Below are 22,960 nucleotides of genomic sequence, written 5' to 3'. Positions count from 1 at the left end.
AATCCTCAAAATTGAGGCGATTTGATCTCAATGATGAGAAAGGGTGGCAAGTCCCAAAAAAATTTTCCTCGGAAAAAAAAATTTCTCAGTTGGGGATCGAATTGATCAACCTTTAGGGTATCATTGGGGTCATTAATAATGTTTTAATCTATTTAAGTAGGACATCGAGGGTAAGACGCAGTGATTAGAGTAGCGATCAACGGGTTTGGACGGATTGGACGTAATTTCTTACGGTGCTGGTTAGGACGGGAAAATAGCCAATTAGAGCTAGTAGGGATCAATGATACTTCTGATCCCAGAACCAACGCTCACCTGCTCAAATATGACTCCATGCTCGGCAAATTAAATGCTGACATCAGCGCTGATGATAATTCACTCATCGTCAATGGCAAAACCATCAAGTGTGTTTCAGATCGTAACCCCTTAAATTTGCCTTGGGCGGAGTGGGGTGTTGATTTGATTATTGAATCTACTGGGGTTTTTGTCTCAGAAGAGGGTGCTTCTAAACATATCATTGCCGGAGCGAAAAAAGTCCTGATCACAGCCCCTGGTAAGGGCAGTAATGTGGGAACTTTTGTAGTGGGTGTGAACCACCAAGATTACGATCACGATACGAACAATATTATCAGTAACGCCAGTTGTACCACCAACTGTCTCGCTCCTGTGGTGAAAGTGTTGAATGACAACTTTGGTATCATCAAAGGCACCATGACTACAACTCACAGTTACACTGGGGATCAACGGATTTTAGACGCAAGTCACCGAGATCTTCGTCGGGCGCGAGCAGCAGCGGTTAATATTGTTCCCACCTCCACGGGAGCAGCGAAAGCGGTTGCTTTGGTTATTCCTGAGATGGCAGGAAAATTAAATGGGATCGCTATGCGGGTTCCCACTCCTAACGTTTCCGTGGTTGACTTAGTGGCCCAAGTTGAGAAAAACACCATTGCTGAACAAGTCAATGAAGTGTTAAAAGAAGCGGCTGAAGGCTCTATGAAAGGAATTATTGAGTACAATGATTTACCTTTAGTTTCTTCTGACTATCGGGGAACGGATTGTTCTGCCATCGTTGATGCTAGTCTGACGATGGTAATGGGTGGCGATATGGTTAAAGTGATTGCTTGGTATGACAACGAATGGGGTTACTCTCAACGGGTTGTTGACTTAGCTGAAGTCGTTGCCAAAAATTGGAAATAATCTCTTTATTTTCAGACGGCTCATTGTTGCTTGAAAGGCAATGAGATTTAGGGGAAGGCTAATATTAGCCTTCCTTTTTTTATTAAATCAGAAATCCGTAGCCCCTGCGGTTGCCCTTATTTTGTTAACTTACTTAGAAACAATGTCTAACCTCATTTCTCCTCCTCCTATTTACCGAGTTAGTCCCCTAACTTGGATAAAAAAAAACCTCTTTAGTACATGGTATAACAGTCTTCTAACCCTGATTAGTCTTTTATTTTTATATGGAATTAGTTCTAATTTAATTATTTGGATTTTTACCCAAGCACAATGGGGTGTCATTAGCGCAAATTTACGCTTATTTTTAGTAGGTCAATATCCCTTACCTTTATTATGGCGAACTTGGACAACCTTGGCAATTATTATGGGTTTAGGGGGCTTTTCTTGGGGGATTTTAACCCGCAGTCAACCTCTATTTACTCCCATTAATTTAACAGGTTTAGGAATTATTGCAATTCTTTTCGCTTTATTAGCAATTCCTATCAGTATTTTATCAAGTTTGAAATTACTGGGAATGCTAATTATGTTAGTTTTAATGGCATTTTTAGGACAAAAATTAAGACAAAAATTTACCAATTTAGGAACTTGGCTACCCCTATTATGGTTATTAACTTTTTTTGTTTTACTCTGGTTATTAGAAGGGGGATTATTTTTAAAACCAGTTAGATTAGATGATTTAAGTGGTCTAATTCTTACGGTTTTAACAGCAGTTGTTAGCATTGTTTTATCCTTTCCTTTGGGGGTTTTATTAGCATTAGGAAGACAAAGTTCTTTACCTGTGATTCGTTGGTTATCTATCGCCTATATTGAAGTAATACGAGGTTTACCTCTGCTTGGTATTCTCTTTATGGCTCAAGTTATGTTACCTTTGATTTTACCAGAAGGACTCCGTGTTGATCGGGTTGTTCGGGCAATTTCTGGATTTACTTTATTTAGTGCTGCTTACTTAGCAGAAAATGTCAGAGGGGGCTTGCAATCAATTCCTAAAGGACAAAAAGAAGCTGCTAAAGCGTTAGGTTTAAATACATTTTTTGTGCTTATTTTAGTGGTTTTACCCCAAGCCTTAAGAACCGTTATACCTACCATTGTCGGTCAATTTATTAGTTTATTTAAAGATACTTCTTTATTGGCAATTGTGGGATTATCTGACTTATTAGGAATGTCTCGTTCCATTTTAGCTAATCCTAAATTTATTGGCAGTGATCGGGAAGTTTATTTATTTGTCGCCATGATTTATTGGTGTTTTTGTTATTCCTTATCTTGGATAAGTCGCAGATTAGAAAAAGAAGGAAACAGAGGTTAACGTAAAAATTGTTATTTAGTGATTACCATAGTCTCAATAAGGTTATATAATACGATGGTTAAATCAAAAATTTACCCAAAAAGAGGTTCATTTGCTAACTTCATCTTCTACTGAATCACCTACTCTTGTTTTTTTCGTCCCTGGTATTATGGGGTCAAGTTTAACAATTCGTAACGATCCACCTCAACCTTGGGATAAAGAGATATGGGGAGAAAATCTCGGCATAAATATCAATACTATTAGTAATAATCCTAGCTTATTAACAATACAGGATAATAAACAAGTTGAAGCAGTTAAAGTTATTAAACGCTTTAAATATATCCCGAAAGACTTGGGAAATGTTTATGGTTCTTTGTGCGATTTTCTTGTACAACCAATATCAGAAGGTGGACTAGGATTACAGTCTGATGTGAACTTTTTTCCCTTTGCTTATGATTGGAGAAAGGATAATGAAGAATCAGCTAAAAAACTAGCGGACTTTATTAAAAATAAAGATCAAAATGGGAATAGTCGATTTCGTTTTATTGTTCATAGTATGGGAGGAATTGTTACTCGATTAATGCTTTTAGATAACCCAAAAATTGCTGAAAGAACAGAGTTACTATTTCAGATTGCATCTCCCCTATTAGGTTCAGCTAAAGCTTATTGTACCCTAAAAAAACGCCCTGAATTTAATCCTATTTTTGATTTGATTTGTCAAACGCTAGGAAACTGGGATAAAGTAGCCCAATTTCGCACGTCTATCATGGGTTTTCCCTCTGTTTATCAACTGTTACCCCCACCTGAAATCAAATCTCTTTGCGATCGCCAGGGTAATCTTTATTCTGCCCTAGACGATAGTGTTTGGCAAAAACATTTCAGGGAATATGTTCAGCAAGCGAGGGATGTTCATCAAAGACTTAAGCAATCTCAAGAGCTTAATACTAGAATTAGAACAAGATGTATTGGCTCTGGGAGATATCCAACCCCAAAACGCTATGTTATTGATCCAGAACAGGATTTTAACCTTATCATGAGACTAAGGCGAGTCCCTCTGTCTGCTGATGGAGATGACACAGTAACCTTTAGCAGTGCGATCGCTTATAGTGTATATGAACCAGAAAATCTGATTGATACTGAGCCTTGTAAACACATGACCATCTGTCATAATCAGGAGGTCTATAATATGCTTAAAATGGAGTGGAATGAAGATGAGTAAAATTGATGATCGTTACCTAAAAGAATTTCTACAAACGCTTCCTAAAGAAATTCCTAGTGTTCTTCTTTTTCATACTCCTTCAATGCCAAAACAGGGGGATAAGGTTGATATTAGATTAGAAGTGGAAGACAATCTTTCTATTAATATTCCTTTAATGATTGAATTTCTTACTCAGGAAGGGGATTTGATAATTGCTCCGATTCCTGTAGATTTATCTAGTTTAACTGCTAGTTTTACGATTCCTGAAACTATTGAACAAGGCAGTTATGTTTTAGAAGTAACCTATAACGACTGCTTTTTAGACAGTACAACGTTTAATATTGTAGATGAAGAATCTGCTCGACAGATGGCAGAATTTGAGCGAGGTTTAGAAACAGAAAATCAAGTCAAGAAATCGATTGAAGAAGGGAACTATGATAAATCTATGCAATTACAAGAAAAAGCGGCGAGACATTATGCCCATAATCCAAAACTTGCTGCACGCTCTTGGGAAGAATTGGCAGAGGTTTTATATGAGAAAGATCAATTAACATTATCTAGAGAAGCTTTAGAGAAAGCTTTAAATATTAATTTGAGTATTGAAGGATTAGAAAACAAACAGGAAATTCTGGATAGAATTAATGAGAAGATAGAAATTTTAAAACCGCCTAAAACTAAGCTCCAATTACTTAGAGAAGAAAAAGGATATTCTCAAATTAAACTAGCAGTATTAATCGGGGTAACACCTGAGACTATTAAAGCATGGGAAGAAGGAAAGGAATTGGAAGAACTAAAACAATTCTTTGAACTTGCTAACAAGTTAAAGTGCCAAATTGATGACTTTATAGAGATTAATCCCAATTTCGATAATATAACCAATAAACTCTCATCTAAACCTCAAATTAACTCAAAAATTAGAAGTCTTAGAGAGAGGAATAAGTTAAATCAAAGTCAAATAGCAAGTTCAGTTGGCAAAACACCTGACATAATTCAAAAGTGGGAAGACGGAGAGGAACTTGAAAAATTAATACAATTCTTTGAACTAGCTCAAGTGTTAGATTGTAAAGTCAGTGACTTGATAGAATTTGTTGATGTTAATGTTAAACAAAAATTACCAGAACAATTAGCAGAACTGTTGTCTAAAGTAACAGATTCTCCCGAAAACTCGACAAAAACTAAAAGTTAGTATATCTTGAGAAAGCGATAGCAGCCTAAGTATTAATAAGTATGCACTTAAATGAGTAATGTAAGGGTTATAGTAGATGCCGACTTCCTGGTTAATTCTCCAAGCAATGCGGAGAAACTGTTGTCTCTAATTAACTCCTACCGAGATCTAGACGTAACAGTTGTTGCAGAATGCTTAAAACGTGCTTGTGAATCCCATAACCCAAGTATTGATGATTATAAGGGGTGGTTATCTGATCATTTCAGAGATAGAATAAGGGTTACTTCTCGCCATGCTGTGACACAAAATGAATCACATGATGCCCATCTAGATATCGCTGGCGAACATATAGACGATTTCGAGGATCAACTTCAAATTGCTCATGCCTTGACTCTAAATATTTTGCATTTTCTTACAGATCGAACAGAAGAATTTATACAAGTTCATCTCAATACAAGGGTAAAAGTTTCATCAATAGATGATTTAGAAAAATTGTTACAAGCTTTAATGCCACCTACAGGACAAACAACACCTATAGAACAAACAACACCTATAGAATCAACAAAACCACGTTTTCCTGAAACAAACATTAAAAAAGTATTGAGTGTTGTGGTATTTGGAGTAATTGCTTTTATTGGAAAAGTATGGATTATGGCATTAGGAGTAATTGCTTTTCCTAAAAAAGTATGGATTTTTGTGGGATTAGCAGTATCTGTTTCTCTTGCTGCTGTATTTATTATTCCACCGATTCTCAACCTAGTAACTTTTCAACATTATTGTCCTTTAGATGATAATAATTCATTCATAAGTTGCGGAGAAAAAACATTAATTCCTGAACAAAATGCCAGTGAGTTATTTAAAAAATATCAAGAGAGTGCTGCTGAATCTTTTCAGAAATCCAATTATAAAGAGGCAGTAAATAATTTTAAATTTGCCTTCAACCAATATAAATATCCTGAAACTTTGATTTATCTAAATAATGCTCTCCTAGAAGCTAATGAAAAACAAGCTAATACCATTGCAGTTGCAGTACCAATTAGTAAAGCAAACGGAACAGCAACCAATGATGAAAAAGATTTAGCGAAAGAAATTCTTAGAGGAGTTGCTCATGTTCAAACCTTAGTCAATCATTGTTTATTACCTAATGATTTTACATTTTTATCAGAGAATTTGATTAAGATTATTAATAATGATACTAATAGATTATGTGATGAAATTAGAAAAGAAGGGAAAGGATTAAGAGTTTTAATTGCTGATGATGCTAATAATAAGGATCAAGCTGATAATTTAGCTTCTCAATTAAATGAATTAGAAAATAAATCTATTATTGCTGTTATTGGTCATTTTGCTAGTGATTTAACTTCACAAGTGATTGATATGTATAACAACAATAAGCTAGTTTTAATTTCTTTTGGTAGTACCAGTGAAAGTCAACAATTTTTGCAACCTGATGACTATTTCTTGAGAACAGTCCCTAGTGTCAGTTTCCATGTTAACAAATTAATCGAATACATGAAAGCGAAAGGATACAAAAATCCGGCAATTTTTTATACTGAAAGTAGTGACTTTTCTAAATCTATTTATGATCAATTTGTAATACAAGTTAAGGATGCTAATAAAAATTTAGGTGACAGTAATCAAATTAAAATCAATCCAAATTTATTGTTTGTGGGTGATAAGAATGACCCCAAGTCTTTTGCAGGGGATAATTTTAATGTTTCACACGAAATCAATAAATCTCAAAATGCAGATGTCCTAGTTTTATTTCCCGATGGACAAACCAGCAACAGTATGAATAACGCAGTCAATATAATGAAAGCAAATAAGGGAAATAAACCCATTTTAGGAACATGGACTCTCCGCAATAATCGGTTTCTTCAAGCAGCAAAAAATAATCCAGATTTTGTGATAAATAAAAAGTTAATCGTTTGGTCTTCCTATGAGAATTCACAAAAAATTAATCAACAATATATCAAAAAAGCTAATGCCTTATGGGGAGATGCTAGTAGTCCGATAACAGCACTATCCTATGATGCAGCATGGGTTTTAATTAACGCATTCCTTAAAACACCAAACCTCAACCGCACTACTTTAAAAGATACCCTAAACAATATAGAAACGGTTAAAGATGGTGCGACAGGAGACATTATTTTTGATAAAAATGGTAATCGGAAGGATCTAGAAGGGTTATTATTGCAAGTAATAAAAGATGACAACAATAAAGAAACTGGATTAAAATTTATGCCTGTACCTGAAGGAAATTAATCACAAGTAATAGTAAATATGTAGTTATACCAAATCCGCATCTCAAAACCCCTTTATTTTTACCTGAGACTCCTGTAGAGACGTTTCATGAAACGTCTCTACAAAAGGGGGTATATAAACTCCTAACACCGAACTCAGGTTAATTGCGTTACATTTCTTTAACATCCGTATCACCGATCGCAGTAATAACCTAAACTATGGTGATGGTTCTTGTTTAACAAATCAACTTTACCCTATGACATCTCTTGCCCCCCACACCAAAGCCAAAGCCCTAAAACCTGGTAGTCGTCGTCCTGCAAAAGAACTCTGTAGCGAATGTGGGTTATGCGATACATATTATGTGCATTATGTCAAGAAAGCTTGTGCCTTTCTTAACCAACAAATTGCCGAATTAGAAACCATTGCTCATGGAAAAAGTCGCAATTTAGAAGACGAAAATGATTGGTATTTTGGTGTCCATCAAGAGATGATGGCAGCGCAAAAAAAAGAACCCATTGAAGGCGCACAGTGGACAGGCATTGTTAGTACCATTGCCTGTGAAATGCTAACAAAAGGAATGGTTGAAGGAGTTGTTTGTGTCCAAAATACTAAAGAAGATCGTTTTCAACCCATGCCTGTAATTGCGAGAACCCCTGAAGAAGTTTTAGCAGCAAAAGTTAACAAACCCACCTTATCCCCCAATTTATCTATTTTAGAACAGATAGAACAATCAGGGATGAAACGCTTATTAGTAATTGGAGTGGGTTGTCAAATTCAAGCATTACGGGCAGTGGAAAAAGAATTAGGCTTAGAGAAGCTTTATGTATTAGGAACTCCCTGTGTGGATAATGTTACCCGTGAAGGTTTACAACTGTTCTTAGAAACTACAAGTAAATCTCCTGATACGGTGGTACATTATGAATTTATGCAGGATTTTCGAGTGCATTTTAAACATGAAGATGGTTCAATTGAAAAAGTACCTTTCTTCGGACTCAAAACCAATAAACTCAAAGATGTTTTTGCCCCTTCTTGTATGAGTTGTTTTGATTATGTTAACTCCTTAGCTGATTTAGTAGTCGGTTATATGGGGGCAGAATTTGGGTGGCAATGGATTATGATTCGTAATGACACCGGAAGGGAAATGTTAGCCTTAGTTCAAGAGCAAATTAACACAAAACCTGTCATCTCAAAAGGAGATCGCAAACAAGCAGTACAGCAAAGTATTCCTGCTTATGATCAAGGGGTAACATTACCAATGTGGGCAGCAAAATTAATGGGAGTTGTTATCGAAAAAATAGGGCCAAAAGGGTTAGAATATGCTCGTTTTTCTATTGATTCCCATTTTACCCGTAATTATTTATATGTTAAACGAAACCATCCCGAAATCTTAGAATCCCATGTACCTGACTATGCCAAAAAAATTGTCTCTCAGTACCAATTACCTGAACATTAACAACTGTATTCAGATTAAAACCTGATACCATGAAAACAAAGGCTGTTTACACAGCCTAATTATCAATAATTTAAGATAAAATACTCTAAAAAAGCTCAAAATTTCATCATGACTATAACCACTCCTAACCAACCCCAACCCCTCAATATTCCCCCCCGATTATTATTAGGGCCAGGGCCATCTAATGCTAACCCCCGTATCTTAGCAGCCATGAGTTTACCTGCTATTGGTCATCTCGATCCTTTTTATTTGAAAATGATGGACGAGATCCAAACTTTGTTAAGGTATGTATGGCAAACTAATAACCCCTTAACTATCTCTATAAGTGGGACAGGAAGCGCGGGAATGGAAGCCAGTTTAGCTAATGTAGTTGAACCTGGAGACGTTGTATTAGTAGGGGTTATGGGGTATTTTGGCCATCGTTTGGTGGATATGGCCACCCGTTATGGTGCAGATGTCAGAAAAATTAGCAAACCTTGGGGCCAAAACTTTAATTTAGCAGAGTTAAAACAAGCTTTAGAAACCCATAAACCTGCTATTTTAGCCTTAGTAAATGCGGAAACATCTACGGGGGTAAGACAACCCTTAGAAGGGGTAGGAGAGTTATGTCGAGAACACAATTGTTTGTTATTAGTTGATGCTGTCACCAGTTTAGGGGCAGTTCCCTTTTATTTTGATCAATGGGGTGTTGATTTAGCTTATAGTTGTAGTCAGAAAGGGTTAGGATGTCCCCCAGGATTATCACCTTTTACTATGAGTCCTCGCGCTTGGGATAAGTTGCAAAATCGCCAAAATACTGTGCCTAATTGGTATTTAGATATGAACCTTTTAAGTCAGTATTGGGGAGAACCGAGAAAATATCATCATACTGCTCCTTGTAATATGAATTATGGGTTAAGAGAAGCCTTAGCATTAATTGTAGAAGAAGGGTTAGAAAATTGTTGGCAACGACATCAAAAAAATGCCGAATTATTATGGGAAGGTTTAGCAGATTTAGGGTTAGTTTGTCATGTAGAAAAAGAGTTCCGTTTACCTACTTTAACAACGGTTCGTATTCCTGAAGGTGTCGATGGGAAAGTAGTCTCTAAACGACTTTTAAATGAGTATAATATCGAAATTGGTGGCGGTTTAGGGGAATTAGCGGGTCAAGTTTGGCGTATTGGTTTAATGGGCTATAATTCTCGCCCTGAAAACGTTTTATTACTCTTACAAGCTTTGAAAAAAGTTTTGTAAGTACATTTTTGACAATCAATTGGCTATCGGTAGGTTAGTATCATTAAAAGTATTATCTTCTAACCATTGTCTTTACAAGACTGAGAAGTTAAGTTAAGCTCAATATTGAGTCAGAAAAACAATTTCATACAAAATAAGGGTGATCAAATGAAACAAATTCATAAAATATTAGCAGGAGCAGGTCTTACCGCATTAGGAGCAGTCGGCACCAAAGCGGCAGTCGATTATTTTCGTAATCGAGGAGAAGAAAAGGTAATTGACGAATCTCAAGGCGATCAAGAGATTTCTGCTCCCGAACAAGAAGTTGCTTATGTTGTGGTTAAAGCTGATTCGGTTCAAGACTTCCTTGATACCAGTTTTGGTGAGGCAGGTCGTTATATTCCCAATCGTCCTCCCAAAATTTTTGAGTATCAAGGAGAAAGTTATATGGTAATTTGGGCCAGGGATAATAAGCAAGAAAAAAACCAAATGCTCGTATTTCAATATACCGACGAAGGACGAGATATGATTGCTAGTGTCGGTTACACTCCCGAAAAAACTGACTACAATTTGCAACTCTCCGCTACTCCCTTTGCAGTAGAAATTAATGAAAAAAAACTAGAATCGGGTAAAGGAGAGACTCAGGGAACTGATAATGTAGATTTTGTCCTATCCTAATTTTTCTCTTCACCTAGCCTTTGTTAAAACTTAACGAAAGGAACAATCCTAGTCAATTTATAGGAAAAAAAATGAGTTTATTTGAGCAAGTTCTTAGTGCCATCAATGAGCCAACCAAACAAGCGAATACAACGCAACTATCACAAATTATCGACATGGTAGAACAGTTATCTCAGATTGGAGATGTGGATAATCAAAAGCGTCAAGTTATTACTTCGATTGTGGGAAAATATGTGAGGTCTGCTTTAAAAGAAAAACAGCAAACTCAAGGAATTGAAGAAGCAGAAACGGTTATCGAAAAGTATAGCGGAATCTCACCCAATGCCGACGCAGTGAAAGCTGTCATGACTCCTCAAAAACAACAACAGATGGCAGAAGAAGCCGCGACTTCCACCGGACTCAACAGAGACGTGATTGAATCGATGCTGCCGACTCTAATTCCTGTCGTCCTACAATTGTTGCAAACAGGCGCAACCAAAGTTAGGAATCCAGGGCAGGCAAATAATTCTGTTCTCCAGAGTTTTCTTGATACAGATGGAGACAAAGATGTCGATATCGCCGACGCTCTATCTTTGGCCAAGCGATTTCTCTCTAATTAAAGAAAGTGGGACAGTCCTGCCGATCCTATCTTAGAAAATTAGCAACATCTGCCTCATTTCTCATAAAATCAAATATATTTAACATAAAACACCCTTTAGCATTAAAGCCCTCAATTTAGTTGACTTTATCGTTGGCCTTTATACATAATTATAAATAATATTTTGTGTCAAAGTCATTATATTTTTAAATAAAGCTTTGGGTTTTACACAACTTAATCATTGATCACTTTTGCCAGATTTTTATTGAATTTGCCTGATATTGGCATTTTGGCTATTTTCATGTTAAGATTTTAAATGATATAGTGGGCTTTTATATTGTCTAATTTTTACGTTAACTCGGTAATAGGCATTATTTCGTTCCCTTCTTCATCATCTGTTGAGATACTCTGACATTTTCAAGATAATTCTCAATAAATTTTAGTTAGTTCATTTTTACTTATATTGATTTTTGTAAATTGTGCCTTGACAAAAAAAGTAAATTGTGATATAGAGATTTTTGTTTTGAAAACGTATTTATAATAATGTTGGATAACATCTTAACTCCTAAACCGACTGATGATGGTTCTTATACCTTTTTTTCAGAAGAATTTAACGAATTATTTCACTCCCATTCTGGGGCCAAACAAGAAGCACAATATAAATTTAGTGAACCCTGTCAATTAAAAGAAAAAGCCTCAAGTAAAAACACCTTAAAAATCCTAGATATTTGCTACGGATTAGGATATAATAGCGCGGCAGCCTTAGAAACAATTTGGTCAATAAATCCCCATTGCCAAGTAGAATTAATAGCATTAGAGAAGGATGAAACTGTTCCTTTACAAGCCATTTCCCATCAATTACTAAACAGTTGGTCATCTCCTGTTGTTGAGTCTTTAAACATTTTAGCCCAAACCCAGGAATTTAACAACAAAACCCTAAAAGCTAAACTTTTATTAGGAGATGCTAGACAAACAATAAAAATCTTAGATGCAATAGATACAATAGATGCAATATTTTTAGACCCCTTTTCTCCCCCCAAATGTCCCCAACTATGGACAGTAGAATTTATGCAATTAATAGCCAAATGTTTGCATAAAGATGGCTATTTAGCAACCTATTCCTGTGCAGCTTCTGTGCGAAATGCGTTACAATTAGCAGGGTTAAAGATTGGGGCAACTAGAAGTGTAGGAAGGCGATCGCCTGGAACTGTTGCTAACTGGACAGGGGAAAATTTACCCATTTTATCTCAACAAGAAATAGAACATTTAAACACTCGTGCAGCTATTCCTTATCGAGATCCTAATTTAGAAGACTCAGCAGAAATGATTCATCAGCGTAGACAGAAAGAACAAGAAAAAAGTAATCTAGAACCCAGTAGTCATTGGAAAAAACGATGGATAAATAAACATTGAAAATGATAGCATAAGGGCATAATATTATTATGCCCCTACCATAATCTAGATTATGTGACATACTCCCAACACTTACCCGTAAGGGAAGTGTTGGCTTCTCTAGGGATTTCTCCTTTCGAGCGTTTTATACTAAATCCAGATCTAAGTTAGAATAAGAAAAGCCATTTGACACTCCACTGCCGTTCATGCGAGTGGATTCTTGAGCTAATCACCGCCTTTTCGAGTCACCCCTACTCAGGTCTTACACGATTATGTCTGAACCGAGCTTACTAGAATATCACTTGCTATCTAGACACCCTTTTTATGGTTCACTCTCCAAGCGTTTCTCTATTTCTAGAGAGGTTTGGGTATGCCCTACCCTACCTGCCTTACGGCAAAAGCTTTTATTTGTATCATTCGGTCTTTTTAAAGACTTACTGCCCTTTTTAAAGAGTTTTCGGTGGCTCTTGTCTATCTATTTTTCCCTCAAAAGTGCTGCACTATTTCAGTGGTCACTGAGCTTGTCGAAGTGCAGAGTTTTCACGATGTGCGACGGCATTTCAACCTGAAGACTCTAATACCATAGCACAAAGTCCCCCTAAAAGGGGGAGGCTTTAAACCCAAATTTTCGGTAATTCTTTAATTTAGAGCATTTTTACCTAACCCTAAAATCAGTGGATATTTTTGGAAGTTCGGAACCCGCTAAAATTCTTGTCGTAGATGATCACCCCTTTAGCCGTGTCATGGCGGTGGATCTCCTCATAAAAGAAGGATACAATGTTTTAGACCATGAGGGCATCTCTGATGTGTTGACAACGGTTTTGGCCACATCTCCTGACCTAATTTTAATGGATATCAAAATGCCTCAGTATAATGGTTTTGAGGTCTGTCAAAGGCTGAAGGAAGATAAGCGTACCCGTTCTATTCCCATTGTTTTAATGAGTGTGGATGATGATAATCAATCCCGTCTCAAAAGTCAAGAAGTGAAGGCAGATGGGTTTATGAGTAAACCCTTAGAACGGATGGTCATTTTACCGGAAGTGGAACTATTAATTCAACGAAAACGGCTTTATGAATGGCTAGAACAAATACAACAAGTCTTATTTTTAATTTCTAAAGCCATTGAAAAACGTTATGCTGTAGACGAAACATCTTGTATTAGATTTGATCAATTAGCACAAGAATTTGGCACATATTTAAACCTTACCCCAGTAGAAATTAGTGACCTCATTTTAGCCTCTCACCTTCATGATATTGGTACTGTTGCTATTCCTGATGCAGTGATGATGAAACAGGGAAAATTAAATGAATATGAACGAGAATTAATTAAACAACACGTTTTAATTGGGGAAGAAATTTGTCGTCCCATGCAAAACCGTCGAGGAATTGCCCAAATTATTCGTCATCATCATGAACGTTGGGACGGTAGCGGTTATCCTGATGGTTTGGTGGGGGAAACTATCCCCAAATTAGCTCAAGTTTTTCAAATTTTAGATATTTATGAAGCCTTAACCAGTCAACGACCTTATAAACAAGCATTTAGTCCCCAAGAAGCCCTAAAAATTATGACTGAAGAAGCCGAAAAAGGATGGCGAAATCGGGAGTTAGTGCAAAATTTTGTTGATTTTATGGAGAAAATACAAGGCAAAGCTTAAGGGCTGGTTTATCAATGGATAATTGACAATTGACAATTGATAATTAATTAATTCGGTTTAATATTAGTTGTGAAGCAACGCCTCTATATATTGAGTGTTTTGGTAGGGTCAATTTATCAATTGACCCTAAATCTTTTGGCCTGTAAGATTATGCCATAGTTTCTTCTGCTTCCCCTTCAACATCAACATCAACATCAACATCAACATCAACTTCCCCTTCTATCCCTTCTTCCCCTTCTTCCGCAGGGGGAACCAAAGCGACAGCAGCGATCGCATCATCTTCATCTAACCGTTGTACCCTGACACCTGTTGCTGTGCGAGACTGCAAGGAAATGGCATTTACCGCCTGACGAATAATGATACCTCGGTTAGACACGATCATTAATTCATCCCCCTCATTGACCACATGAAGGGAGGCTAAGCGATCCTCTGGGGACTTAAACTTAATGGCCCTGACTCCCATGCCGGCCCGTCGTTGTAAACGGAATTTAGACACCGGAACCCGCTTTCCATAACCTCCATTAGTAATAGCAAGTATCCAGGGGCCGGTGGTGGTACCTTCTTCAATTAACTCCTCAGTTTCATTCTCTAAGATGTCCTCATCTTCGTCTTCCTCCGCACTGCCAATACTCGCTATTACCTGACTGGGAAGAATATCCATGCTAATTAATTCATCCCCTTTCTTTAGTTTCATCGACTTAACCCCTCTGGTGGCTCGGCCTAGGGGTCGCAGTTGTTGGTTATCGGCATAGAAATGAATAGCCATTCCCTGACGGCTTCCCAAAATGACACTATCTTCCTCTCGGGCCAGTCGTACCCAACGCAGTTGATCACCCTCAGCTAAGGAAATAGCAATTAACCCATTAGTCCGAATACTACTAAAGGCAGAAAGGGCTGTTTTTTTGATGTAACCGTTGCGCGTTAGCATCACTAAAAAGACATTCTCACTAAACTCACTCACTGCCACAATGGAGGTGATTTTTTCATCTTTGGAAATGGGTAACATTTGTACAATGGGAATGCCTCTGGCGGTACGAGAGGCGGCCTGAATATGATAGGCACTCACATTATAAACAACCCCGCGATCGCTAAAAAAGAGAACATGATCATGGTCACAACAGCTTAAAAAGTGTTCTACCACATCATCTTCTTTAATTTTGGCGGCGGCTTTCCCCCTGGTGGCCCGTTGTTGGGCAGCAAAGGTACTAACAGGCATCCGTTTGATGTATCCTTGTTGTGTGACTAGGATAATAGCCTGTTCGTTAGCAATTAAGTCAGTATCAACAATTTCCCCATCATCTTGAACAATTTGAGTCCGTCGGGGAGTAGCATGAATAGACTTAATTTGGTCCAGTTCTTCCTCGATAATGGCTTCAATCCGTTCTCGTTTGGCTAAAATATCTTGTAAGTCAGCAATTTTAACCTGTAATTCTTCATGTTCAGCGTGAATTTTTTCCGCTTCTAAAGCAGTGAGACGACGCAACTGCATTTGTAGGATGGCATCAGCTTGAACTACGGATAAGCCAAATTGTTCAATTAATTGTTCTTTAGCGGTGGCGGTATCAGCGGCCCCGCGAATTAATCGAATGACGGCATCTAAATTTTCTAGGGCAATGAGTAACCCTTGCAACAGGTGATCTCGTTCTTCTGCTTTGCGTAACTCGTATTGCGTCCGACGGGTAATAGTTTCAACCCGAAATTCTAGGAAAACCGTGAGAAATTCTCTGAGGGTGAGGAGTTGGGGTTCTGAATTGACTAAGGCCAACATATTGGCCCCAAAATTAGATTGAACAGGGGTTTGTTTATAAATATTGTTGAGAACGACTCTGGGATAAGCATCCCGTTTGAGTTCGATCACCACCCGCATTCCATCACGATCGCTTTCATCCCGAATATCGGAAATGCCTTCAATGCGTTTATCATTGACTAATTCGGCAATACGTTCAATTAAGGCTGCTTTATTGGTTTGATAGGGTAATTCGGTGATAATAATGGCATCTTTATCTGGCCGGCCTTTGTGTTCAATGGTTTCAATTCGGGCCACCCCACGCATGGTAATGGAACCCCGTCCCCCATGGTAGGCATCTTCAATTCCTGATCGCCCTAAAATCTGTCCTCCGGTGGGAAAGTCAGGGCCGGGTATAATTTTAATTAAGTCCTTGTTGGTTAAATCTGGATTATGAATTAAGGCGATCGTCCCGTCGATTAATTCCCCTAAGTTATGGGGGGGTATATTGGTAGCCATGCCTACTGCAATGCCAGAGGAACCATTGAGGAGAAGTTGGGGAATTCTGGCGGGAAGAACGACGGGTTCTTGTTGCGCTCCATCAAAGGTATCGGCAAAATCAACGGTTTCTGCTTCAATATCTCTTAAAAGAGCATTGGTTGATAGGGTTTGTAGACGACATTCGGTGTAACGCATGGCTGCCGGAGGATCATTATCCACCGAGCCAAAGTTTCCATGGCCTTGAATGAGGGGATCGCGCATGGAAAAATTCTGGGCCATCCGCACTAAGGCATCATATACGGCCGTGTCCCCGTGAGGATGATATTTCCCTAAGACTTCCCCCACTACACGGGCGCATTTACGAAAGGGGCGATCAGGGGTCAAACCCAGTTCATACATCGCGTAGAGAATGCGGCGATGGACTGGTTTTAACCCATCCCTCGCGTCGGGTAATGCCCGCCCTACAATGACGCTCATGGCGTATTCTAGGTAGGAATGGGACATCTCATGGCTCAAGTCTGTGGGAATGATCCGATCTTGAGAGGTTGTCATAGGGGGGGAACTCCGTTTAAAGAAGGCAAATTAGGGGAATATTGTCTTAAAAGTTGACAAAAAAAGCCCAATTATAATTGAAATCGTTAGATTGACTCTTATCTTCAATATTTTAACATAACTAGACCAGAGAATCTGGTAATTGTAGAGGCAAAGGAGGGGTAATTCAATTTATCTTAAAATATCGTTAATTTTTGTAGCCTATCTATTTAATGATGGTCAGGATCGCGCTTTAATAAAAGCAAGAAGACTCATACTAATACAATTTTATTGCTGTGATAGAGAAATATTCATGAAAAGCCTACGCCTTTTAATTCTGGTATTTTTAAGCTTTCTGCTCTTGCTTTTTCCCATTAATAATGCTCTCGCATTTTGTGGATTTTATGTAGCCAAAGCTGATGCAAAACTTTATAATCAAGCCTCTCAAGTCATTATTGCTAAGGATGGCAATCGCACGGTTTTAACTATGGCTAATGATTATCAGGGGGCGGTGAAAGATTTTGCGATGGTTGTGCCAGTTCCAGTAATCTTAAAAGAGGAACAAGTACATATTGGTGAACCTCAAATTATTCAAAGATTAGATGAATTTAGCGCACCAAGATTAGTGGAATATTTTGATAGTGATCCTTGTAATCGTAATTACTTTGAGGATGGAGCCTTAAGAATGCCATCGGCTCCCTCAGCGTCATCTGAGATGAAAACGGGAAGACGTAATGCCTTGGGAGTGACGGTTGAAGAAGAATTTACTGTCGGGGAATATGATATTGTTATTCTCAGTGCAAAAGAGTCTAATGGTTTAGAAATTTGGTTGCGAAATAATGGGTATAAAATTCCCAATGGAGCCAGTCAACTTTTACGACCTTATATTCAGCAGAATCTAAAATTCTTTGTAGCAAAAGTTAATTTAACCGAATATGAAAATACAGGTTTTAAATCTCTACGTCCCCTAATGATGGCCTATGAATCACCTAAATTCATGTTACCCATTCGTTTAGGAATGCTCAATTCTAGCGGAGAACAGGATTTAATTATTTACTTACTCTCTCCAAAAGGACAAGTTGAATTAACCAATTATCGAACGGAAAAAGTGCCATCTGATGTAGACATTCCTGAATTTATTCAAGGGGAATTTGCCCCATTTTATCAGGCAATGTTTAAAACAGCTTATGATAAAAATGGCAAAAAAATTGCCTTTGTTGAATATGCTTGGAATATGGCCAGTTGCGATCCTTGTTCTGCTCAACCGTTAAACCCTGATGAACTCAGAAAAGCCGGGGTATTTTGGTTAGATTCTAATTTTTCTAATCAAGTATTTATCACTCGTCTTCATGTGCGTTATTCTCGCTCAACTTTTCCCGAAGATTTACAATTTCAGGAAACCGCTAACAATCAATTTTTCCAGGGAAGATATGTAATTCGTCACCCGTTTAGAGAAAAAAAGGATTGTCAGGCAGCACAAACCTATTATCAATCAGTGAAAGAACGACAAGAAACAGAAGCCAAAACCTTAAGCCAGTTAACGGGCTGGAATTTGACAGAAATTCGCAAAAAAATCAATTTTATCGATGTAGAAAATGTTCCTTGGTGGCGAAAACTTTGGGGATTTTTAAACCATAATTAATAAGGTAAGCCCGAAACCATTGTTCCGAAAAATTGTTGAGGGCAAACCGAGGGCCATTGCCCCTATTTGCCAATCTTACCGCTATGATGAAATAAAGAGCCAGGAGAGGAATAGTATGGTGTCTCCTGATATGAGAGATCGCCCCTTGATTGAACGGGGATTAACTGCTGAACAAGTCCGTTTGAACCGTCAACGTTATGGTAGCAATAGTCTAACGCCTCCTCAAAGCAAACCTTGGTGGCATCTTTACCTAGAAAAGTTTGCCGATCCGGTGATTCGTATTTTGATGATTGCGGCAATTATTGCTTTGGGTATTGGTATTTTTCAGGATGAATATGCTGAAGCTTTGGGCATTTTAATGGCGATTTTTTTGGCCACAACCTTAGCTTTTTTCAATGAATATAAAGCAAATCAAGCCTTTGAATTGTTGAATCATGTTTATGATCAAACTCCGATTAAGGTAATTCGTGATGGTAAGTTTGCTCAAATTCCGCGTCAAGATTTAGTAGTTGGGGATATTGTTTTTGTTGAACAAGGGGAGGAAGTTCCGGCGGATGGTGAATTGTTAGAAGCGGTAGCTTTATTGGTGGATCAATCTAAAATTACAGGAGAATCTAACCCAATCAAAAAGTTAGCAAAAACCTCTGGGTATTTTGATATTTCTCATAATGGAACCTATCCGCCTTTTCATCTGCATCGTAGCACCATTGTGGCTCAAGGTCATGGAGTTTTTGAAGTAACTGCTGTGGGCGATCGCAGTGAAATTGGCCAACTCGCACAGGCGGTTATTTCTATTGAAGATGGTCAATTAACGCCCTTAAATCTTCAGTTGGAAAAGCTAAGTCAATTGATTGGTATTGTTGGCTTATTGATTGCGAGTTTAACTTTTTTTAGTTTGTTGTTACGGGGTTTATGGACAGAAGAAATAAATCTTATTTCTTCTCAGATTTATTTGCTATTTTTACTAATTATTAGTGGTATTATTGCCTTAATTCCTGTCTGGTTGCCGATTCTAGAAGATGGGTTAAATGCTCTTAATATCTCTTTTAATTTTTCTCACTTTCTTCCGAATAATTCCCTTACTCAATGGTTGATGAGTTTAGGACTAGGGATTTTATTATTGATGGCAGGTGTTGCTGTTAGTTATTTGGGGGGATGGAACATCCCGTTAGGAACAATTTGGCTCCCCAAACAAGTTGGGATAAGTCTTCTTAATTATTTCATGATTGCTGTGACAATTATTGTGGTTGCTGTCCCTGAAGGGTTGGCTATGAGCGTCACTTTATCTTTAGCTTATAGTATGAAAAAGATGGCAGCAACCAATAATTTAGTCAGACGAATGCACGCTTGTGAAACTATTGGAGCAGCAACGGTTATTTGTTCTGATAAAACAGGCACATTAACTCAAAACAAAATGCAAATTGAATCAGTTAATTTTCCCTGTCTTAATTGTTCTGATCCTCAACAAAAAGAAGTATATCAGAATCTAATTTTTGAGTCTATTTGTGCTAACAGTACCGTAGACTTAGAAAGAAAGGCAGATAATATTGTTAACCCGATTGGAAATGTTACTGAGGGTGCATTATTATTGTGGTTAGAGAATCAAGATATTGATTACCTCACCTATCGCCAGAATTTTAATTTACAGTCAAGAATCCCTTTTTCTGCTGATAATAAATATATGGCAACGGCGGGGAAATCAGCAGTTATTGATGAAAATATTATCTATGTAAAAGGTGCGCCTGAAATAGTTTTATCTAAATGTTCTCATCAATTAACTGAGGCAGGAATAAATAAATTAGATTCTATAAATTCCTGTTTAGAAACTATCCATGAATATCAAAAACGAGGCATGAGAGTTTTAGGCTTTGCTTATCATTCTTTAGAGATTGAACCTACTGAAAAAATAATTGATAATTTAGATTATGATTTAACTTGGTTAGGATTTGTTGCTATTACTGATCCCTTACGTCTTGATGTTAAAGCAGCGATTCAAAGTTGCTTAAGTTCAGGAATTAAAATCAAAATTGTGACAGGAGATAGTCAAAAAACAGCAGAAGAAATTGCCAGACAAATTAATTTATATTCCTTAGAGGAAAGAGAAAATAATCCTCAGCTTCATTTAACAGGTTATGAATTTAATCAACTCAATGATCAAGAAGCAAAAGAAGTAATTAAAACCTTAAAAGTGTTGTCAAGGGCAACCCCATTAGATAAACTAAGATTGGTGAAATTGTTACAAGAAAATGGGGAAGTTGTGGCAGTAACTGGCGATGGAACTAATGATGCTGCGGCGTTAAAACAGGCTCAGGTAGGGTTATCAATGGGTAGTGGAACAGCTATTGCCAAAGAAGCTAGTGATATGATTTTATTGGATGATTCTTTTAGTAGTATTGTCACGGCTGTCATGTGGGGACGCTCTTTATACGAAAATATTCAACGGTTTTTAGTATTTCAATTAACCATTAATATTGTCGCTTTGGGAATTGCTTTTTTGGGGCCATTTATTGGAATTAATTTACCCTTAACAGTGACACAAATGTTATGGATTAATTTAATTATGGATACTTTTGCTGCGTTAGCATTAGCAACGGAACCACCCCATAAAAGTGTTATGAATAAGCCCCCTCGTCATCCCCAAGATTTTATTATTTCTCCTAAAATGTTTAAAATTATTGTGGGTACAGGTTTAATATTTTTGCTCTTTTTAATGGGATTTTTGGCTTATTTACAAGCTGATGGAATTGTTAATGATTATGAATTATCTGTCTTTTTTGCGGTGTTTGTATTTTTGCAATTATGGAATTTATTTAATACCCGTTGCTTTGGTTTAAAGCAGTGGTTTGGGTCAGGAATAGGAAAGAATAAAGCTTTTTTAGGAATTGTTGCTGTGATTTTTCTCGGCCAAATTGCTATTATTCAATGGGGTGGTAAGGTATTTAGAACTGTCCCCCTTTCTTTACAAGATTGGCTCTGGATTATTGTCGGAACATCTGTGGTATTATGGGTAGGAGAATTATGGCGTTTTCAACTTAGGATGAAAGATTTAACGATGATGAAACCCTGAAGGGTTAAGCTATAAAAATAAAGTCCGCCTTCGCGGACTAATGTTAAAGCTCAAGATAATTATTTGCTAGAATCGCCACTATAGGGTTGTACACCAATAGCAGGAGGAGCATTGTCATGATCAGGGCTAAATGCTTCAGCGATCGCCTCTGCTAATTTACCAAAAAAACCTGGTTTTTGCTTTAACTCATCTAAAGCTTCATCCACGTTTTTTGAGGAAAATTCAAACCCTTCTTTTTGAGCTAATGTGGTTAACTCATCAGGATTTTTAACAGTCTGTAACTTATTTTTGAGGTCTTGATTTTGGGCAGCCTCATTCAGAAATTCAATAACTTTCTCTTTAGCCATAATAATGATTGAGGGGGTAACAACATCAACAAATCTTCTGTTAAGTTTTATCCAAAAGATCTGCTTGCTATTCCTATTATAACCTTGGTTTTATCCCTAAATCCTTCGTAAAGCAAAACTTAACTGAAAGATAATCATTAGTTAGGAATCTTCATTATTCCTTCACTGACTAAAACTGATGCCCCTCCGACGCGAATTTTAGTGATTTTCCCTTGTTTTTTCTCAGTAAAGACTTCTAAAATACTAGGCCTACCCATTTCAAACCCCTGTTCAACTCGCCAATTTAGGGTTCCCTCGGTTAAGGTGTCACGAATGCCTAAATAGCCCCCTAAAGCGGTTGCTGCTGACCCCGTTGCCGGATCTTCTACAATACCCATTGAGGGGGCAAACATCCGCGATCTCAAGTGAGATCCGTCTCGTTCAGGATCGCAACAAAAAACATAGATAGATGGGGCCCAAGTCTGGGATAAAATCTTTTGCCAGTAGTCGTGGTTAAATTTAATTTTGCCTAATGCTTTTCGGTTTTTGAGAGGAACAAATAGGAAGGGAAGCCCACAGGAAACAGCTTGGGGTGAATAGTCATCATTTCTTAAGTCTTGGGGGTCTAAACCTAAGATTAAGCTAAGGTCAGAAATATCTGGGGTTGATGACTGAAATTCCGGCAATTGTGCGGCTGTTAATTCTGTATAGACGGGCTTTCCTGCTACGGTTTTAATATTAACAGGAACTAAGCCTACTCCTTCCTCAAAAATAATAGTAAAGTCTGCTGTTTCGGCAGTAATTTCGCCAATGGCGGTTAATATATAGGCAGTTCCTACGGTGGGATGGCCCGCAAAAGGTAATTCAGTTCCAGGGGTGAAAATGCGTAATTTTCTGGTTCCGGTTGGGGTTTCTGGGGGCAATACAAAGACGGTTTCTGAGTAGTTAAATTCAGCCGCAATTTTTTGCATTTGTTGAGAGTTTAATCCGGTTGCTTGAGGGAATACTGCTAATTGGTTGCCGCCGAAAATTTCATGGGTAAAAACGTCAGCAGTGTAAAATTTATATTGATTCATAA

The 22,960-nt window shown here is 37.7% G+C and carries 16 protein-coding genes; 13 read left to right on the top strand and 3 right to left on the bottom strand.

What is annotated here, in order from left to right; translation table 11 throughout:
- Nucleotides 1-180: 180 nt before the first annotated feature.
- The 11 genes from VB691_RS11165 to VB691_RS11115 all read left to right on the top strand — a co-directional run bounded on the left by VB691_RS11165 (nt 181) and on the right by VB691_RS11115 (nt 14,089).
- Nucleotides 181-1,194 carry a type I glyceraldehyde-3-phosphate dehydrogenase gene (locus VB691_RS11165; RefSeq protein WP_323291569.1) on the top strand — a complete coding sequence of 338 codons (1,014 nt, stop codon included), beginning with the start codon at nt 181-183 and terminating at the stop codon, nt 1,192-1,194.
- 142 nt (nt 1,195-1,336) lie between these two features.
- Nucleotides 1,337-2,536, top strand: coding sequence for an amino acid ABC transporter permease (locus VB691_RS11160; protein ID WP_323291568.1), 1,200 nt, complete (start codon nt 1,337-1,339; stop codon nt 2,534-2,536).
- 148 nt (nt 2,537-2,684) lie between these two features.
- Nucleotides 2,685-3,734: a lipase/acyltransferase domain-containing protein gene (locus tag VB691_RS11155; RefSeq protein ID WP_323291567.1), complete on the top strand. Its 1,050-nt coding sequence runs from the start codon at nt 2,685-2,687 to the stop codon at nt 3,732-3,734.
- Nucleotides 3,727-4,899 carry a helix-turn-helix domain-containing protein gene (locus VB691_RS11150; protein WP_323291566.1) on the top strand — a complete coding sequence of 391 codons (1,173 nt, stop codon included), beginning with the start codon at nt 3,727-3,729 and terminating at the stop codon, nt 4,897-4,899. The genes VB691_RS11155 and VB691_RS11150 overlap by 8 nt, the downstream gene beginning before the upstream one ends.
- Nucleotides 4,900-4,950: 51 nt before the next feature.
- On the top strand, nt 4,951-7,143 hold the full coding sequence (locus tag VB691_RS11145) for an ABC transporter substrate-binding protein (RefSeq protein WP_323291565.1): 2,193 nt from the start codon (nt 4,951-4,953) through the stop codon (nt 7,141-7,143).
- A 235-nt stretch (nt 7,144-7,378) separates the two neighbouring features.
- Entirely contained in the window at nt 7,379-8,575 is a 1,197-nt protein-coding gene (locus tag VB691_RS11140; RefSeq protein WP_323291564.1) for a Coenzyme F420 hydrogenase/dehydrogenase, beta subunit C-terminal domain, read from the top strand.
- Nucleotides 8,576-8,683: 108 nt separating this feature from the next.
- Nucleotides 8,684-9,808, top strand: coding sequence for an alanine--glyoxylate aminotransferase family protein (locus VB691_RS11135; RefSeq protein ID WP_323291563.1), 1,125 nt, complete (start codon nt 8,684-8,686; stop codon nt 9,806-9,808).
- Nucleotides 9,809-9,955: 147 nt separating this feature from the next.
- On the top strand, nt 9,956-10,465 hold the full coding sequence (locus tag VB691_RS11130) for a hypothetical protein (protein ID WP_323291562.1): 510 nt from the start codon (nt 9,956-9,958) through the stop codon (nt 10,463-10,465).
- Between the two features lie 71 nt (nt 10,466-10,536).
- On the top strand, nt 10,537-11,064 hold the full coding sequence (locus tag VB691_RS11125) for a hypothetical protein (protein ID WP_323291561.1): 528 nt from the start codon (nt 10,537-10,539) through the stop codon (nt 11,062-11,064).
- A 521-nt stretch (nt 11,065-11,585) separates the two neighbouring features.
- Nucleotides 11,586-12,455: a tRNA (5-methylaminomethyl-2-thiouridine)(34)-methyltransferase MnmD gene (locus VB691_RS11120; RefSeq protein WP_323291560.1), complete on the top strand. Its 870-nt coding sequence runs from the start codon at nt 11,586-11,588 to the stop codon at nt 12,453-12,455.
- Nucleotides 12,456-13,108: 653 nt separating this feature from the next.
- Complete coding sequence (locus tag VB691_RS11115) at nt 13,109-14,089, top strand: HD-GYP domain-containing protein (RefSeq protein ID WP_323291559.1); 981 nt, start codon at nt 13,109-13,111, stop codon at nt 14,087-14,089.
- A gap of 148 nt (nt 14,090-14,237) precedes the next feature.
- Here VB691_RS11115 and gyrA read toward each other — a convergent pair whose 3' ends face one another.
- Nucleotides 14,238-16,868 carry a DNA topoisomerase (ATP-hydrolyzing) subunit A gene (gyrA, locus tag VB691_RS11110; protein WP_323291558.1) on the bottom strand — a complete coding sequence of 877 codons (2,631 nt, stop codon included), beginning with the start codon at nt 16,866-16,868 and terminating at the stop codon, nt 14,238-14,240.
- A 292-nt stretch (nt 16,869-17,160) separates the two neighbouring features.
- On the opposite strand from gyrA, the gene VB691_RS11105 reads away from it, so the two are divergent.
- Both VB691_RS11105 and VB691_RS11100 read left to right on the top strand, forming a co-directional pair.
- Nucleotides 17,161-18,489 carry a DUF2330 domain-containing protein gene (locus VB691_RS11105; protein WP_323291557.1) on the top strand — a complete coding sequence of 443 codons (1,329 nt, stop codon included), beginning with the start codon at nt 17,161-17,163 and terminating at the stop codon, nt 18,487-18,489.
- A 115-nt stretch (nt 18,490-18,604) separates the two neighbouring features.
- A complete protein-coding gene (locus VB691_RS11100) occupies nt 18,605-21,556 on the top strand; it encodes a calcium-translocating P-type ATPase, PMCA-type (protein ID WP_323291556.1) in 2,952 nt (983 codons plus the stop codon).
- 59 nt (nt 21,557-21,615) lie between these two features.
- On the opposite strand, the gene VB691_RS11095 is transcribed toward VB691_RS11100, so the two are convergent.
- The gene (locus tag VB691_RS11095) at nt 21,616-21,903 is read right to left on the bottom strand and encodes a Nif11-like leader peptide family natural product precursor (RefSeq protein WP_323291555.1); all 288 of its coding nucleotides are present in this window, start codon (nt 21,901-21,903) and stop codon (nt 21,616-21,618) included.
- A 137-nt stretch (nt 21,904-22,040) separates the two neighbouring features.
- Nucleotides 22,041-22,958 carry a PhzF family phenazine biosynthesis protein gene (locus VB691_RS11090; RefSeq protein ID WP_323291554.1) on the bottom strand — a complete coding sequence of 306 codons (918 nt, stop codon included), beginning with the start codon at nt 22,956-22,958 and terminating at the stop codon, nt 22,041-22,043.
- Between the last annotated feature and the right edge of the window lie 2 nt (nt 22,959-22,960).

The organism is Crocosphaera sp. XPORK-15E (assembly GCF_034931425.1).
Lineage (GTDB): Bacteria > Cyanobacteriota > Cyanobacteriia > Cyanobacteriales > Microcystaceae > UHCC-0190.
The sequence above is the reverse complement of the archived record's forward strand: the minus strand, read 5'-3'. Positions and strand labels throughout refer to the sequence as shown.

Excerpts from the sequence above, each read along its gene's own strand:
- VB691_RS11090 (WP_323291554.1), bottom strand. The coding sequence starts at position 22,958 with ATGAATCAATATAAATTTTACACTGCTGACGTTTTTACCCATGAAATT.
- gyrA (WP_323291558.1), bottom strand. The coding sequence starts at position 16,868 with ATGACAACCTCTCAAGATCGGATCATTCCCACAGACTTGAGCCATGAG.
- VB691_RS11150 (WP_323291566.1), top strand. The coding sequence starts at position 3,727 with ATGAGTAAAATTGATGATCGTTACCTAAAAGAATTTCTACAAACGCTT.
- VB691_RS11145 (WP_323291565.1), top strand. The coding sequence starts at position 4,951 with ATGAGTAATGTAAGGGTTATAGTAGATGCCGACTTCCTGGTTAATTCT.
- VB691_RS11135 (WP_323291563.1), top strand. The coding sequence starts at position 8,684 with ATGACTATAACCACTCCTAACCAACCCCAACCCCTCAATATTCCCCCC.
- VB691_RS11120 (WP_323291560.1), top strand. The coding sequence starts at position 11,586 with ATGTTGGATAACATCTTAACTCCTAAACCGACTGATGATGGTTCTTAT.
- VB691_RS11100 (WP_323291556.1), top strand. The coding sequence starts at position 18,605 with ATGGTGTCTCCTGATATGAGAGATCGCCCCTTGATTGAACGGGGATTA.
- VB691_RS11095 (WP_323291555.1), bottom strand. The coding sequence starts at position 21,903 with ATGGCTAAAGAGAAAGTTATTGAATTTCTGAATGAGGCTGCCCAAAAT.
- VB691_RS11160 (WP_323291568.1), top strand. The coding sequence starts at position 1,337 with ATGTCTAACCTCATTTCTCCTCCTCCTATTTACCGAGTTAGTCCCCTA.
- VB691_RS11125 (WP_323291561.1), top strand. The coding sequence starts at position 10,537 with ATGAGTTTATTTGAGCAAGTTCTTAGTGCCATCAATGAGCCAACCAAA.
- VB691_RS11140 (WP_323291564.1), top strand. The coding sequence starts at position 7,379 with ATGACATCTCTTGCCCCCCACACCAAAGCCAAAGCCCTAAAACCTGGT.
- VB691_RS11155 (WP_323291567.1), top strand. The coding sequence starts at position 2,685 with ATGGGGTCAAGTTTAACAATTCGTAACGATCCACCTCAACCTTGGGAT.
- VB691_RS11105 (WP_323291557.1), top strand. The coding sequence starts at position 17,161 with ATGAAAAGCCTACGCCTTTTAATTCTGGTATTTTTAAGCTTTCTGCTC.
- VB691_RS11130 (WP_323291562.1), top strand. The coding sequence starts at position 9,956 with ATGAAACAAATTCATAAAATATTAGCAGGAGCAGGTCTTACCGCATTA.